Raw genomic sequence first — 13,002 nt, 5'->3', positions numbered from 1 at the left:
TACCACCTCAGCGAGCGTAACGAACGACTTCACCAGCCAAGGCAAAGGATGCCGTGACGGTACGACCGGTATTGATATCGCCGGTTGGGTTGTTATTGAAACCAACATAGACGGGATACAGGTTGGTTGAACCGTCGCTGTTGTTGAACCGAACAACACGAATCAAACCATCAGCATCGGCTTCTTCCAGATACTGATAGAACGGCAGGGTCGGATCATCAAGAATTGCCAGCTGGAAGCTCATAGCCGACTTGAACGTTGGGATTTGTTTTTGAACCTTTGATTCAAGGAACTGGTATTGCCAGTAGTTCTGGTCGCCACCACTAAAGGTCAGGCCAGTAATCTGGTTGATACGAACCCAATCCGACACTTGGCGAGCAGTACCAACACCGTCACCAGCAGGAAAGCGAGTGGTATCGGTTGTATTCAATCCGGCCACGGTGAACCCTGTACCGCTTGCATCAGCTACACGGAATGGGCGGTCATTGGCATATTCCCAGCCTGAGCCAAGCAAAACGATATCGCCATCGGCAAAGGTATTGGCCGCTGTAGCTACGGCAGGGTTGGCGTTAGAAATAGCGGTAACAGTGGCCTCATCGGCAAAAGCTGCCGAGAAATCTACTGTTAAGCCATTGATGAGTGTCACAGCCATGGAAGTTGTCCTCTCTGCCGTTGGCAGTTTTCAGTCAATAAAAAACCCGCCGAAGCGGGTTCTTGGTGATGCCCAACGGGCGAATTAGATAGTGTCAGCGCGGTACGTCAGGCTAACGGGCACCGTGTAATCAGTAGCGCCCTGAATCTCTCTGGCTATGGCCATGGGAGTAATGAGCTGGACGGTAAAGGTTTCCTTGCTCAGGCGGTCATTGAGCGGATACAAGGCCGAAAGCTCATCCGCCAGGGCTTCCCCTGCCCCGGCCCCCTTCCCTGCCGGTGTTACGACGCTGACCTGAAAAATGCCGGTGTATTCCCGATGATCCCCGGCGAGCGTCAGGCTGTCGGTCAGTGCGGGAAGCGTGGCAGTTGTTAAATAGGTTTCGCCGTCTACCGGGTCGAAGCTCTGGTTCTGGTAGGCCACTCGCAAGCTTTTCGTCTTAGCCCAGGCGGCTAGGCGCGCTTCTAGCAGTGATCGAATAATGCGATGGCTCATATCTGGTTACTCCTTGCGGCATCACGAACGATCTGCTGGAAACGAGCCACCGTTATTCGAACAATACCCTGCGGCGCCTGTTGGCTATGCCCATACTCAAGCTCAATCGCATAAGGCAAGCAGTTCACGATATAGGCCGTCTGCCCTGCGCTGAATGTATTGGCTTCTGCCACAAGCTTGGCAAGTGTCTCGGCACCGTCTTTGTCTTCTGCTTCCAGCTGCCCTGTGCTGGGTCGTTCCAGGCTGAACTGCCAGTTGCCCCTGAATCGACCGGTATCTACCGGGCTCATGCGAATGATCGACGATCCAAGCTCGACGACAATGGCTCTGAGGGTATCGTCTATCGCGCCCTCGGCCTTCTCAGCCCATTCCCGAATGCTTAGTGCAAAGTTGTTCTGCCTCATGCCCTCACCTGCAGCTCGTAAACAAGAGGCGTACCGGCTGGATTGATCTCGTTGAGGTTGATTACGCTATAGGCCTTGCCTTGGATGGCCACCTTATTGGCTATCTCAGGCGTCCACTCCAACCCTTTCGCAGCAATCTTGAGCTTCTTGTCGCCTTGCTGGATCTGGGTGTTGGTCAGGAATTCTTGCCCGGTGTAATCAAGCAAAACGCCCGAGGCTGGCTGTTCTTCTGCTGTGCCGTCACTAACTGTCCCGGTCTCAGGATCGTATTCACCTGCTGCTGTACGCTGAAGGGTTACTGTCTGGCCGTACTGCCCGATCAGGTCCAGCGCGACAGTTGCCATATCGCTATAGAAGTCAGCCATGGCTATGCCCTCACAGCAAACAATCCGCGCCGGTCAAGGTAGTCAGCAAATTGTGTCTGGCTAGGCCGGTCAGGCGCTGCCGGTAGCAACTTGCCGCTAGTATTCGTGATCGTGCCGTACTCCCGCGTTACGGCTCCCTCCACCCGTTCCAGTGTTACTGGGCCTTTGCGGGTTTCAGGTGGCGTCAGATCGTCAGCGTGGATCTCCGCAGCCAGAGCCAACTGCCCATAGAAGATTTCACGCGGGATGTAGTTCGACTTCCTGTACGCATGATCGACGATGACACCCTCACGAGGCCAAGCCAAAGCCTGTTCCTCATGAGTGCGCCGTCCTTTCCACTTCATGCCATTCATCGCAAGGGCAGCGCGACGGAGCAATGCTTCTTGAGCTGCTTCGTCAGCTGGTATGGTCACGCCGAACTTGGCGGCATATGAGACCAGTTCAGCTGCGGTAGCGTAACTCTCTGCGTCCGGATCTCCAGCCCCAGATTCGATGATTAGCATGTTTTCTTACTCCTGATTCAACAATGCCAGCAGTTCAGCTTTCGTAGCTGTAGAACTGTACTCAACGCCTTTGGCGTCAAGCTGGGCCTTGATTTGATCCTTGGTCAGGCTTTCGCTTGAAGCTTCAGCTGTAGTTGTAGCTTCGTCAGTACCGCCGCCATTGTTACGAGCGCCTGAATCATCAGCATTCATGCGGATGGTATTGACGCCACCGGTTTCTTCAACAGTCTGAGGACCAACCTGAATCTGGCCGTCCGCGCCTGACGCATAACCCCAGCGCGCTTTAGCGTTAGGGTCGAGCACATTATCTTCTTTCTTGATAGCCATTTGCCTTATCTCCTGTCGTAAAGACAGCCCCGGTTACCCAGGGCATGCCAAGTTAAGCGGCTGTCGAGCGGATGAAGGCAATCGGGACCTGCTTACGGTCAACAGTACGCTGCCAGTTGGTAGCAAGTGCCAGGTCAGCCCAGCTTGCCGACTGTGGGCGGGTCTCAGTGGTGTTGCCGGTGATCGTGGCAGACAAGAACTTGTAGCCGAACGGATGAACCAGCATGTCACGGCGGCTCCATAGCGTCTCAACGCCACCACCGTTACCGCGAGCTTCAACGCGCTCAACAGCCAAGCCATCCAGACCAGCAGGCTGTTCTTCGGCATAACCGATAGCGCCGCCCTTGAACACGATGGAGATGTAGCTAGCGGGAGCACCTTCTGTCGCAGCTGCAATCACCGGCAAACCGTCATCAATGATCACCGTCATGCCCTGATAGCGGCCATTCAGAGGCACCTGATCACCGATTGGCGTGAAGTCAATCAGGTTCAGGATGGACAGCTGAGTGAATACAGCCGAATGCATGGCGATAGCGCCTAAAGCATTGGCGGTATAGTCGCCCATGGTGGCCTTGGCACGAATGATCGCTTCGGCCGTGATAGTGCCACCAGCATCAACAACCATGTCGCTGCCATTGCTGGCTACGTTGTTGTTGTATACACCCATGGCCGTAGCAATCACACGACGCTGCGCCTGACGCTGCCAGTAGCTCACCAGCTGACCAGCCACGAAGTCCAGCGGATCCTGATTGGTGATGTTCTTCACCAGATTCATGGTTGCCCAGCCTTCGTTCAGGTAGGCAGCACGAGCGGTCTGCTCGGCAGTGGCAATAGCCAGCGGCGTAGCGATGTCTTCGTATACATCGTTCGAGTAATTAGGCTCGATCGTGCTATCAAGACTCAACCAGAACGGGATATTGAAGACGTTAGAGGGACTGGCCAGCAGAGCATTCATCTCGTTATTGCGAGCCAGAATGCCGGAGTTGAACAGGTTGGTTTGCTCGATAACAGGCTGTTGCATGTAATCGCGCAGTTCGTCTTGGAACACTACATCAGAAAGTACAGTTGGCATTGCTTAGGTCCTTAGGGCTTTGCCGATTGCGCCTTCAAGCGCTCGTATTCGGCGGGATTGGTTCGGCGGAGCTCTACACGCTCCATGCCAGTCATTTGGTCTAACGTTTTTGCGGCCCCGCCGCTCTTGCTACCACCAGCCCCGCCGCCGGTAGCTCTCGATCCAGCAATCAGCGGAGCCAATGCCGGGTCGTTTGTGATTTCTGCCTTGTATTCAGCCACTGTCATGGCAGAGGGTCGGCCTTCTTGGTCGAGCACCACGACAACAGGCTTTCCGTCTCGGATTTCCATGCTCAGACGTGGAGCAATCAGCCGTTCCAGAACGCCAGAACTGCCCTGTACGGCTAGTTCGCCTGCAAGGGATGCAGCGGTAGCGCCTACTGTCAGCTTTTGAATCTGGGCCTGCAGAGAAGCAAGCGTCTGTTCCTTTTCGGTCAGCGCCTTGGTGTGCTTTTCCTCCCATGATTTTTGAAGGGCTTCGACGTCGCCGTTCTTACGGGCCTGTTCTTCGGCATAGCGCTTGGCTGCCTCTTCGGCTTCCTGACGCTTCTTGGCTTCGGCCTTCTTCTCGGCTAGAAGCTCTTCAACCTTGGCCTTGAGGCCGGTTACGTCTTCGCTTGGCTGAGGGATGCCTTCGACCTGCAGATAGAACTTGCCGTCTTTTTCGACGTACATAGCGGCCTGAGCCGGCTCCAGCCCTTCAAGGCTGTCCAGTTGATATTTAAGAGTCATGATGTCTCCTAGAGACGATATACAGGCCCTGCCTGAAAATAAAAGTATTTACAACGAGCTATATTGTAGATACAATGTGCACTCATTGTAGTTATTAATGAGAAAGGAAACAGATCAATGAGCGGCGTGCAGTTTATTCATGACAAGGAAGGCAACCCGGTTTTTGCAGTTTTACCGATCGACTCGTATCGCAGAATCGTTTCAGGCGACTCTGCACTGCAGGCCGAAGCGGTTGTAAAACCTTCATTACTTACTGAGGAAGACCTAATGATTAAGCTCCCTTACGCTGGCCCCGTTGGTTTCTTGGATATTCGTCAGCTGGTCAAATATTTGGACTCGAAAGGTATTCGTGATCTTGCTATTAACCAGCGTGCTCAAAAGCTTGATAAATATCCTGAAGAACAAAAGATGACACTCGACCCGATCATTCGTCGTGATTTTCTTCCTGCCAATTCTCCTTATCGGAATACGATGCAGGCTACTGCAGAGGTAGTTGATGCTTTGGTAGAGAGCGGTTTCTTTCGCCGTACTAAGAAAAAATATCCTTTCTTCGCTCGCGCCGTTAATGCCCTTGAGTTGGTTGAAGAAAAGGTCGTTACACTTTCTTAAAGAAGAACATATAGGGGGCTCTAGGCCCCCTTCTTAGATTCCAGCTCTTTCAAACGCCAACGGCTCTAGCTGTCTGATTTCTTCAAGCGTTAATGGCGAGAAGTTTCTATCCAGTTGCATCTGCGCGAATCGTTCCGCACTCAACCCTCCATCTCGAAACAGCTTCGCTCGTGCAACGCCAAGCGCTTGGTCTTGAAAGCTCGCAGGCTGCGTTTTAAGCCACTCGTAGTAACTAAGTGATGCACTGACCTGCTTTCCACCGTCCGCGCCTTTTGAGGCCCTTGTAGCGCCTTGGCTGAACAGCTTAGAGAACTTGGTGATCGGCACTACCGTTGACCGGCAATTGATATGGATAGGCGGTCTAGGTCCGGAATCAACCGGGAAGCGCTGGCCGTCTAGCGTCTTACATGTAATGGTCGTTCGGCTGTCGAGGGTTGATACCCATTCAACTTCTTTCACGACATCACTGTTAGCCTTGAGCGTTTCCATTCGGGCTTGTGACGCCACATGCTGAACCGCTGTCCTCACGACTGCTGAAGCATTGCGGTCAGTGACAGCTAGGATGCCGTCTTTGTACTGCTGCGCCTTGGTGCCTCGGATAGCCTGGATAATCTGCGTAGTGGTCTGGCCTTCGAAGAAGCCCTGACGTATCGCACCAACCACCCGTTGACGTTCTGTCTGCGTCCAGCCTTCGATAAAGGCCTCAAGCAGCTTGCCGCCGTCTACCCCTCTCACACTCAAGGGGTTGGTAGTGATAGCCGCCTTGATCGCCGCAGCGCCCGGCAGAACTGCTTCAAACGTCACCGCTACTGCTGTATCTGCTGTTGCCACTGCCGCCGCGTTGTTCAAGCTGGATGCCTCGAACTGCGCCTCGTACATAGCAAGATCCACCAGATCAAGCTGTAGCTGGTCAGTGAATCGCCCGAAGATAGCCAGAAGAATGCTGTCAATCTGGTCTAGCAGCTTCTCCTGACGCTTTCGGTTGTATTCAGTGATGTCAGGGTCGCTCAGCTTGGCCCTGATCTTTCGATCAAGCTCCTTGAGGAAGGGGGCAAACTTGGCGACCTCGTTAGCCTTTAGTTGCTCGAGCAAGACAGCATGGCGAACCGTGGCATCAAACAGTGCTGGATTCGCCGCCATCGTCTGCATCCTCCAGGCCTAAGCCGGTGCTACTGGTTTCAAGCTCGTCGCGTACATCATCGTCGGTCTTCTCAGGGTCAATCAGCTGATAGTCACGCAGCTGACGCCAGAAGTCGGACTGAGGAATCAATCCGGCCTGAACACCCTTGATCAGGCTGGCAAGCAGGTTCGAGTCAATTTGTACCCGTACAAAATTCTGATTGAGCGTGTATTCCATGGTGCCGTTGGCATTCATGAAAGCACCCATCCACTCCAGCACCTTGGTGTAGGCCTCGGATACGTTACTGACGACCAAAGAGAGAACCGAATGCTCGGCAGCGTTTTCGTTCTGCTCCTGGGTCGCTGTTTTGGCGCCGCTACCCTGCTCGATCAGACGAGCGCCTAGGGCCACCATTTGGCGTTCCTTAGCGTCCATGGCCTCTTTAGCGATGGAATTAGGCTGAGCCTGTAGGATTCCGGCGCTACCACCCTGAGGCAGCAGAATAGGCGCACGTGAGCCGAAGTAGATGCCGTTATCCTGCATCCAGTCTCGCCATTGCTCATCAAGGCCAGACATCCACACTTGAGGCTGACCGACTAGATAAGCGCTGTCTTCGTAGTCGGCGCTGTTCCGGTAGTGGGCAATGTTGAGTTCCGCCATGTCATACAGCGGGGCGTCGTCAATGCTGGAGTCGTTGCTTTCCGAGCCTAAGAAGGTAAACGGTATCTCGGTCCACTTGTTACCGCGCCCATCAGTGGGCTCACGGTAGTCATACAGATTCCAGCCACCCTCATTACGCCATATCTCAACGGCATAGCGGCCTTCTTCCGTTAATCTCAGGACGCGGTACTGGTCTTTGACCTCTTGGCCGAAGCCGTCTGCCGTGTCTTCCTCGTATTGCTCCTTCAAGACCACCAATGACAAGACATGCTGACCACCAACCTGACGGGTACGCCAGTTGATGATGTCTTCAGCCTTGTAGCTTGTTACCGTGGCACGAATGCGCCCAGCCTGCATGTCGGCAAGGGAGGCGTTGCCTTCGATGGCGGGATAGTCCACCAACAAGCCATGACGGCCCACTTCAAGCAGATGCCCGATAACCGATTGGCTCTGCTGATAAATGCTTACCCCAACGCCGTCGATGTCGGTATTGACGTACTCAAGCAGCTTAGGAACCTTGAGCGTCGGCCAAGTCGTAAATACCGCGCCTATCAGACCGTTCTTTGTCCGTCCGGTGGCGTTGTAGAACACAGCCCTAGCAAGGTAGGAATCATACCGCGCCTCGTTTTCCTTGCTCTTATCCTGAGGATTAGGCTTGGGCAGGTAATCATCCTTCCCGCCCTTGATCTTTTCGGAGCCTTTGCAGACGTCCCGCACGAGCCGCCAACGGCGAAGCGCGGCTGTTAGCTCAGGCCGTGTATATGTGACGTCCATTAGCGTGCGAATCCCATAGCAATAGTGGTAACAGGCTTCACGATTGGATAGTCCTTGTGGATGAAGTACCCACCGGCATCGTTCGTGTGGTCATTGCCTTGTGTCTTGTCTGGCTCACCGTTAGCGGCCCATACCTGTTGCTCTAACGAGTCGGCATAGGTTGGGCACTTGTCGGCATTTACTCGGTAGCGGCGCTCACCCTGGGCATTGCAGAACATCGCATTCATGGCGTTGATGCGATCCTTCACCGGCGGGTTGCTAGGCGGCGCTATGACGGCAAAGCCTGCTTGTTTCAGCTGGGCAATGTCCGTAGTACTGGCATTCACTGACTTGCGTGAGTCACCAGAGGCGTCAGGGTAGATCCTGATCTGCCGTGTATTTCGATACTGGCCATCGGCGTATAGCCAATAGCGCTCCTTAATCTTCTGAATCATGTCCGGCGTGTCGTAGCCGTTGATGATCTCATCCACCGCATGAGGCATACCAAGGCGCTTAACGTGAACGATGGCCGACATCTTGCCAACGTTGAAGTCCATGCCAATGAACAGTGGCTCGGCTGGCTGTATCGTCTCCTGGGAGGCGTTTAGCTTTCGGTCATACGTGTGGTAGATCGAACCAGACGTCAGGTTAACGAACTGACCATTCAGGTATGCCTTGATCAGCTGTTCCGGATATGACTCGAACAGCGAGGGTATGTAGTCATCAGGAAGGTTTAGCTCGTTGTCGTAGGTGCTCGCCTGGATCATTCCATAGCGCTCACCAAGCCCAGGCTTTTCCCTCACCTGTTTTACGAACTGCTGATAGACAAACTTGAACCCTTCCGGCGTTGTGGTTACGTCTACCCCATTCTTTAGCCCATCTACGTTGTAACGCATACGAGCAATGATCTTTCGCCAGGCCTGCTGCGCTTTAACCGCAGACATGACATCCAGCTCATCGACCAAGGCATGACCAATCTTGAAACCAACAATGGTCTGTGGCTTTTCCATCGAACGACAGATGATCGTGCCTCGATAAGCGCGACCGCTGTAGACGTGAATTTCGTGATTGCTTTCCTTGATATCGGCTTTTAGCCCCCAGTCGTAAGCTACCTCTTCGAATGTAGGGTAAAAGATGTCGCGGATCTGGCTATACGTTGGAGCAAAATAGCCCGCATTGACTCTGGGCCATTCCCAGAAGTGCTTGCAGGTAGCAGAAGATCCAACCCACGTCTTGCCTGAGCCGAATCCGGCAACGAATGCCCTAAACTTCTGCGGCATTGCGAGGAACTGCGACTGGGGCACATTTAGGTTAGGCTTCGGGGCGTCTCGCATCTGTTACTACCACCTCAACGCGTTGCGGCGCCGGACCTTCATCATCGCCTTCCAGCTTCTTCATGATGTCAGCGCGCTTAGCCTCAAGGTCACCAATGCGCCCAAGTAGGCGATTGATGATGTCCTCATAGCCGCGACGTCTGCGCTGGGTTGTCTTAGTTGATCCAGAGGGGCCGTTTGAATCTGTCTCTACGTCCAGATCCAGACCATCGCCCTCTTCTGCCTTCGCTTGAGCTATCAATGCCCTTCGAAGCTGAAGCTTGGCGATTTTGATGTCGTCATCAAGCGTTCCGACATTGATCTCATCCCACATGCCCTGCTCATCAGCAGTCAGGGTGTCGGAATAGATGCCATGTTTGCGGGCGTTCTGGTTACCTTTCGGCGCCCCTGTACTAGCTCCGCCGTGTTTTCGGCAGCGACCGTTAGGCATTGCGTGGGCTTTGCAAGGCTGGCCGCTGCGGGTTTTGGCTCCGCATTCGGCCATGATGACCTCGCAGGGTTACATAGGGTTGTTTCGTAAAAAGGTCATCGACGCTTTACGGTCACTCCAGACTTCACAATCTGGAAAGTACTGGCGTCGATCATGTTGACAGCCGAGCCGTCTTGCAGCTGATATCTCTGCAAGGATGGAAGACGTTCACCATCAGCTACTATGTACTCTTGGTACTTGAGAATAGTGATTCCATTACCTTTTTCATCTCCGCCTTCAATCGTCTCGATCAGTTTCTCTTCTCTTTTCACTGCAATAGCTCCATATCAAAGAATAGGACTTGCAGTGTAGTGTCAAAGACATGTTTAGAGTTAAGCGGACGGCTCATCAGGCTTCTCGTGGAGTTCGTAGCGCTTGAGGATTTCGATTACACCAGCGGCTTGGGTCTGATCAGGCAGGAACTTCACCTGTACCTCTACGGCCTGACTGGCTTCGAAGTGAACAGTGACCGCCGTAACGGACATACCCTGAAGCCCTAGAGCCTCAAGGAGTTCCTTTCCTATCGCATTGCTATATACAGCCATTACTCGATCACCCTTTCCACGAACACTGCCTTCGGGATCTCTTTCACCAGCTCAGCACCCACATAGAAGCGGGCACTGTGCTCGTCCTGTACATAGGTCAGCGCCTCCACTATGAAGGTCTGACCCTTAGCGTCTACGACCTTCCACTGTGTCATGGCCTTATCCCTTTGTTTTGGCGTAAGCGGTCATCTCTTTAGCTAGGGCAAGCATCGCTGAGTTATCAATGCTGCTGTTCGAGGCGTTCAGCTCGATGTTGTGTGCATTACCCTTTCCGAACCAGTCACCCATACCGAAGAGATACACGTTGATGCCGTTCTCTACGCAGTACTTGAGTAGCTGACGCTCACCCTTCATCAGGTTTGTGAGGGAGCCGGTAACAAGGTTCTCACCGATATTCCCGTTAAATCCGTGGGTCTTGAGCCAGTTAGCAAAGCCTTCGATACGCTTGGTGCCTACCGTCTCAAACGTCACACCCTCTGATGCACTGATCACGTCGCCTTCGTAGTAGCCATCCGCTCCAGCATCCAAGTACAGATGACCGGAGAACTCAATGTACTGCTTGCCACGTGGATGGGTGATCGTATGGAAGTTGGGGTTATTGGCTACCCAATTCCGCGTACTGCTGTATTTCGTGCCGTTGAGGACGAATATCTTGTCTTCGCTGATCTCTGCGCACCGGTTGATGACCGCCTGGTACATCTTGATCATCGTGGCTTCGTCGCAGTCGTACGGCTCGTTACAGAGATCGAAGCGTGTAGTAGCGGCCCAGGTGTCAGGATCTGACTTTAGGTGCTGGATGAGTGCATACCAATGATTGGCATACATCTCTGCCGTATAGCCTGAACTGCCAAACTTCGATTTTCCTGATGCTCCATTGCTGGGGAAATACGCATACACATGGTTGTCCCACATGATCGTGGCGCCGTACTTCTTACAGAGCTTTCCGACTTGAAGCATGCGGTCTGATGTATAGGGACGACCTTTCGTGTCATTGCCCTTGTACATCTCTGTACTGTTGGCTGACTTGAACACCCTTCCCATTATGAAACCGATGCGGAACTCATCGAACCCATGCTCTTTGGCCCGCTTGATCTCAGCCTCGGAAGGAAGCTCATAGTTCGTACCCGAGGTACCTGGGATAACCTGATCAGCACCGGCACCCATGCCAAGGTTGATATAGATCTTGCCGACCGTGTTCTTAACGCTGGAATCATTGGCTGCTGGGGCTGTTGTTGCCCCTTCAAGCTTTGGGACAGTGAATACCACCGCCTTGCCAGCCACTTTGCTTGGATCAAGCTTTGCGCCGTCAAACGTTACCGAGGTCTTCTCGCTGAAGCCTTCAAGGTTCTTGATCGTGCGTGTTGTCCCGTCAGGTAGCGTTGCCGTCTGACCTATAGCCAGGGCTGCATTGCTGATAACCGAGATACGCGCTGTATCATCTGCTACCCATACGCCATCCTTCCAATCACCTGTAGTTACCTGAGCATTAGGCACAAGGCTTAGGGTTGTCGCCTCTACTGTAGGCGTCTCTATCGGCTTTGGAGCCTCTACAGGTGCGCTAGCAGGCGTTTCTACCGCCGGGCTTGGTGCTGAGGTGCTCGCTGCCTTAATCGCAGACTCAAGCGTTTCTACGCGTTTCTCCAGCTCATTGAACTGGTCTACTGTGGGAACCGTTATACCGGCCATGTGACTCTTCCTCGTTTGATTGCCGCGCCGGACAACAGAACTCGGTCACTGGCCTATGGTTGGTGTTAAAACAGGTCGATACGCTGGGACAGGATGTCTGAATATTCCTGCATGGCTCCGCGTTGAGCGGTCAGCAGTTCCTGATCCTTGCCTGAAAGCGTTCCAAATACCGGATTGGATGTGATGAACACGTTCAGTTTGCCAAGGCGGTCATCTAGCTCAGCCTTTTCGTCAACTACTCGTTGTTGATGCGGTTGCAGCTCGCTCATAAGCACCTCAGTCATTGGTTGTTTCGGATTGAATCGTAAGCACGCTCGCAGGCACTGCCAGCGGCTCTAGTTCGGTCAGCTTCTTTAGCCAACTCTCCCGCTCGCTCATCAATGCGGCTGAGCACGTTGGCAAGCAAAACGCTGGGGTCGGGCCTTGTCTCGCTTCCGTTGGTAGTTCCGGTATCGCTGGAGCAACTACGGACGGACTGGGCGAGACGATCTGCCTGTTTACGCAACCGCTCAGAAGCAGCGTCAGCATCACGAGCATCAGCTTCTGCGGCTTGGATCTGCTGTTGGGCATCGGTTCTGATCTTCTCTATCTCAGCTTGACGGGCTTGTTCTTTGGCTCGCGCCTCTCTCTCTTCCGTCGCCCTGAGCGTTGCCTGTTCGGCTTGTGCGTCACTCTGTTGCTTTTCCCACTTGGCATTAGTGGTGTTCACTCCATATCGGTAAGCCCCAAACAGGCAGCCAAGCGCTATAGCGATAGCCAGTGCCCACTTAATCAGGACTTCAGGAATGATGGTCACGCTACCTTGCCTCCAGCCTTCACAAAGGCCGCTAGCAGGTGGTCAATGTTGTGCTCATGCTGTCCGTACCCGGCGCCCGGAAGGCTTGCCCAGATATTTCGGCATTTAGCGATTGCAGAGGCGAAGCGTCCGGCCTTGATGTCATCAAGAGCCCTTTGCTCCCTGAATTGCTGGATGGCGTACAGGTCCTGACTGATCGGGCCGAAGTCCGGCAGCTTGAGCAGAGCCTTATAGTGGGGCCAGTAGCGATACAGGATTTGATAGCGACCGGCAGCCGTGGAGTTGGTTGCCTGATTGTAAACATTCGGATGATCCGAATAATCCCGCATCAGGAGCATCTTGTTTGGCATGGAGCCTACAAGAACGTTATAGCCGTCGTCAGACAAGGCCAGCATCTTTGGGCCAATCTCACTTGCAGCCAGGGTATCCAAAAAGGCGCAGACGTTCTCACCGCCTGCTTGTTGTGCGGTGATACGCGGCA

At 53.6% G+C, this 13,002-nt stretch carries 20 protein-coding genes; 1 reads left to right on the top strand and 19 read right to left on the bottom strand.

Going from position 1 to position 13,002, the window contains the following annotated elements:
• Positions 1-7: 7 nt before the first annotated feature.
• The 8 genes from IQ22_RS13760 to IQ22_RS13725 form a co-directional block, all read right to left on the bottom strand.
• Positions 8-652 (bottom strand): phage tail protein, encoded by a 645-nt coding sequence (locus IQ22_RS13760; protein ID WP_145142934.1) that lies wholly within the window; start codon positions 650-652, stop codon positions 8-10.
• 84 nt (positions 653-736) lie between these two features.
• Positions 737-1,147 carry a phage tail terminator-like protein gene (locus tag IQ22_RS13755; protein ID WP_145142932.1) on the bottom strand — a complete coding sequence of 137 codons (411 nt, stop codon included), beginning with the start codon at positions 1,145-1,147 and terminating at the stop codon, positions 737-739.
• On the bottom strand, positions 1,144-1,551 hold the full coding sequence (locus IQ22_RS13750; RefSeq protein ID WP_145142930.1) for an HK97 gp10 family phage protein: 408 nt from the start codon (positions 1,549-1,551) through the stop codon (positions 1,144-1,146). Before IQ22_RS13750 ends, IQ22_RS13755 begins: the two co-directional genes overlap by 4 nt.
• On the bottom strand, positions 1,548-1,916 hold the full coding sequence (locus tag IQ22_RS13745; protein ID WP_145142928.1) for a hypothetical protein: 369 nt from the start codon (positions 1,914-1,916) through the stop codon (positions 1,548-1,550). Before IQ22_RS13745 ends, IQ22_RS13750 begins: the two co-directional genes overlap by 4 nt.
• Positions 1,917-1,918: 2 nt before the next feature.
• Entirely contained in the window at positions 1,919-2,419 is a 501-nt protein-coding gene (locus tag IQ22_RS13740; protein ID WP_145142926.1) for a DnaT-like ssDNA-binding protein, read from the bottom strand.
• Between the two features lie 6 nt (positions 2,420-2,425).
• On the bottom strand, positions 2,426-2,746 hold the full coding sequence (locus tag IQ22_RS13735; RefSeq protein WP_145142924.1) for a hypothetical protein: 321 nt from the start codon (positions 2,744-2,746) through the stop codon (positions 2,426-2,428).
• Positions 2,747-2,798: 52 nt separating this feature from the next.
• Entirely contained in the window at positions 2,799-3,818 is a 1,020-nt protein-coding gene (locus tag IQ22_RS13730; RefSeq protein WP_145142922.1) for a hypothetical protein, read from the bottom strand.
• Positions 3,819-3,829: 11 nt separating this feature from the next.
• Positions 3,830-4,549 (bottom strand): hypothetical protein, encoded by a 720-nt coding sequence (locus tag IQ22_RS13725; protein ID WP_145142919.1) that lies wholly within the window; start codon positions 4,547-4,549, stop codon positions 3,830-3,832.
• Positions 4,550-4,666: 117 nt separating this feature from the next.
• Here IQ22_RS13725 and IQ22_RS13720 point away from each other — a divergent pair, with 117 nt between their 5' ends.
• Positions 4,667-5,158, top strand: coding sequence for a hypothetical protein (locus IQ22_RS13720; RefSeq protein WP_145142917.1), 492 nt, complete (start codon positions 4,667-4,669; stop codon positions 5,156-5,158).
• 33 nt (positions 5,159-5,191) lie between these two features.
• Here the strand turns inward: IQ22_RS13720 and IQ22_RS13715 are convergent, their stop codons facing one another.
• The 11 genes from IQ22_RS13715 to IQ22_RS13670 form a co-directional block, all read right to left on the bottom strand.
• Positions 5,192-6,298: a minor capsid protein gene (locus IQ22_RS13715; RefSeq protein ID WP_145142915.1), complete on the bottom strand. Its 1,107-nt coding sequence runs from the start codon at positions 6,296-6,298 to the stop codon at positions 5,192-5,194.
• On the bottom strand, positions 6,273-7,712 hold the full coding sequence (locus tag IQ22_RS13710; RefSeq protein WP_145142913.1) for a DUF4055 domain-containing protein: 1,440 nt from the start codon (positions 7,710-7,712) through the stop codon (positions 6,273-6,275). The genes IQ22_RS13715 and IQ22_RS13710 overlap by 26 nt, the downstream gene beginning before the upstream one ends.
• Positions 7,712-9,025: a terminase large subunit domain-containing protein gene (locus IQ22_RS13705; protein WP_145142911.1), complete on the bottom strand. Its 1,314-nt coding sequence runs from the start codon at positions 9,023-9,025 to the stop codon at positions 7,712-7,714. Before IQ22_RS13705 ends, IQ22_RS13710 begins: the two co-directional genes overlap by 1 nt.
• Positions 9,003-9,509 carry an HGGxSTG domain-containing protein gene (locus IQ22_RS13700; protein ID WP_145142909.1) on the bottom strand — a complete coding sequence of 169 codons (507 nt, stop codon included), beginning with the start codon at positions 9,507-9,509 and terminating at the stop codon, positions 9,003-9,005. Before IQ22_RS13700 ends, IQ22_RS13705 begins: the two co-directional genes overlap by 23 nt.
• Before the next feature lie 41 nt (positions 9,510-9,550).
• On the bottom strand, positions 9,551-9,766 hold the full coding sequence (locus IQ22_RS13695; RefSeq protein WP_145142907.1) for a hypothetical protein: 216 nt from the start codon (positions 9,764-9,766) through the stop codon (positions 9,551-9,553).
• Positions 9,767-9,826: 60 nt separating this feature from the next.
• Positions 9,827-10,039, bottom strand: a complete 213-nt coding sequence (locus IQ22_RS13690; RefSeq protein ID WP_145142905.1) for a hypothetical protein — start codon at positions 10,037-10,039, stop codon at positions 9,827-9,829.
• Positions 10,039-10,194, bottom strand: a complete 156-nt coding sequence (locus IQ22_RS23185; protein ID WP_158635434.1) for a hypothetical protein — start codon at positions 10,192-10,194, stop codon at positions 10,039-10,041. The genes IQ22_RS13690 and IQ22_RS23185 overlap by 1 nt, the downstream gene beginning before the upstream one ends.
• A gap of 4 nt (positions 10,195-10,198) precedes the next feature.
• A complete protein-coding gene (locus IQ22_RS13685; RefSeq protein ID WP_145142889.1) occupies positions 10,199-11,725 on the bottom strand; it encodes a cellulase family glycosylhydrolase in 1,527 nt (508 codons plus the stop codon).
• A gap of 65 nt (positions 11,726-11,790) precedes the next feature.
• A complete protein-coding gene (locus IQ22_RS13680; protein ID WP_244309153.1) occupies positions 11,791-11,994 on the bottom strand; it encodes a crAss001_48 related protein in 204 nt (67 codons plus the stop codon).
• A gap of 11 nt (positions 11,995-12,005) precedes the next feature.
• The gene (locus tag IQ22_RS13675; RefSeq protein ID WP_145142885.1) at positions 12,006-12,521 is read right to left on the bottom strand and encodes a DUF2514 family protein; all 516 of its coding nucleotides are present in this window, start codon (positions 12,519-12,521) and stop codon (positions 12,006-12,008) included.
• Positions 12,518-12,994 (bottom strand): glycoside hydrolase family 24 protein, encoded by a 477-nt coding sequence (locus IQ22_RS13670; protein WP_208733642.1) that lies wholly within the window; start codon positions 12,992-12,994, stop codon positions 12,518-12,520. Before IQ22_RS13670 ends, IQ22_RS13675 begins: the two co-directional genes overlap by 4 nt.
• Positions 12,995-13,002 lie beyond the last annotated feature (8 nt).

It is taken from the genome of Pseudomonas duriflava, from assembly GCF_007830155.1.
Classification (GTDB): domain Bacteria; phylum Pseudomonadota; class Gammaproteobacteria; order Pseudomonadales; family Pseudomonadaceae; genus Chryseomonas; species Chryseomonas duriflava.
This window is presented reverse-complemented; position numbering and strand designations above follow the sequence as displayed.

Excerpts from the sequence above, each read along its gene's own strand:
- IQ22_RS13760 (WP_145142934.1), bottom strand. The coding sequence starts at position 652 with ATGGCTGTGACACTCATCAATGGCTTAACAGTAGATTTCTCGGCAGCT.
- IQ22_RS13755 (WP_145142932.1), bottom strand. The coding sequence starts at position 1,147 with ATGAGCCATCGCATTATTCGATCACTGCTAGAAGCGCGCCTAGCCGCC.
- IQ22_RS13750 (WP_145142930.1), bottom strand. The coding sequence starts at position 1,551 with ATGAGGCAGAACAACTTTGCACTAAGCATTCGGGAATGGGCTGAGAAG.
- IQ22_RS13745 (WP_145142928.1), bottom strand. The coding sequence starts at position 1,916 with ATGGCTGACTTCTATAGCGATATGGCAACTGTCGCGCTGGACCTGATC.
- IQ22_RS13740 (WP_145142926.1), bottom strand. The coding sequence starts at position 2,419 with ATGCTAATCATCGAATCTGGGGCTGGAGATCCGGACGCAGAGAGTTAC.
- IQ22_RS13735 (WP_145142924.1), bottom strand. The coding sequence starts at position 2,746 with ATGGCTATCAAGAAAGAAGATAATGTGCTCGACCCTAACGCTAAAGCG.
- IQ22_RS13730 (WP_145142922.1), bottom strand. The coding sequence starts at position 3,818 with ATGCCAACTGTACTTTCTGATGTAGTGTTCCAAGACGAACTGCGCGAT.
- IQ22_RS13725 (WP_145142919.1), bottom strand. The coding sequence starts at position 4,549 with ATGACTCTTAAATATCAACTGGACAGCCTTGAAGGGCTGGAGCCGGCT.
- IQ22_RS13720 (WP_145142917.1), top strand. The coding sequence starts at position 4,667 with ATGAGCGGCGTGCAGTTTATTCATGACAAGGAAGGCAACCCGGTTTTT.
- IQ22_RS13715 (WP_145142915.1), bottom strand. The coding sequence starts at position 6,298 with ATGGCGGCGAATCCAGCACTGTTTGATGCCACGGTTCGCCATGCTGTC.
- IQ22_RS13710 (WP_145142913.1), bottom strand. The coding sequence starts at position 7,712 with ATGGACGTCACATATACACGGCCTGAGCTAACAGCCGCGCTTCGCCGT.
- IQ22_RS13705 (WP_145142911.1), bottom strand. The coding sequence starts at position 9,025 with ATGCGAGACGCCCCGAAGCCTAACCTAAATGTGCCCCAGTCGCAGTTC.
- IQ22_RS13700 (WP_145142909.1), bottom strand. The coding sequence starts at position 9,509 with ATGGCCGAATGCGGAGCCAAAACCCGCAGCGGCCAGCCTTGCAAAGCC.
- IQ22_RS13690 (WP_145142905.1), bottom strand. The coding sequence starts at position 10,039 with ATGGCTGTATATAGCAATGCGATAGGAAAGGAACTCCTTGAGGCTCTA.
- IQ22_RS23185 (WP_158635434.1), bottom strand. The coding sequence starts at position 10,194 with ATGACACAGTGGAAGGTCGTAGACGCTAAGGGTCAGACCTTCATAGTG.
- IQ22_RS13685 (WP_145142889.1), bottom strand. The coding sequence starts at position 11,725 with ATGGCCGGTATAACGGTTCCCACAGTAGACCAGTTCAATGAGCTGGAG.
- IQ22_RS13680 (WP_244309153.1), bottom strand. The coding sequence starts at position 11,994 with ATGAGCGAGCTGCAACCGCATCAACAACGAGTAGTTGACGAAAAGGCT.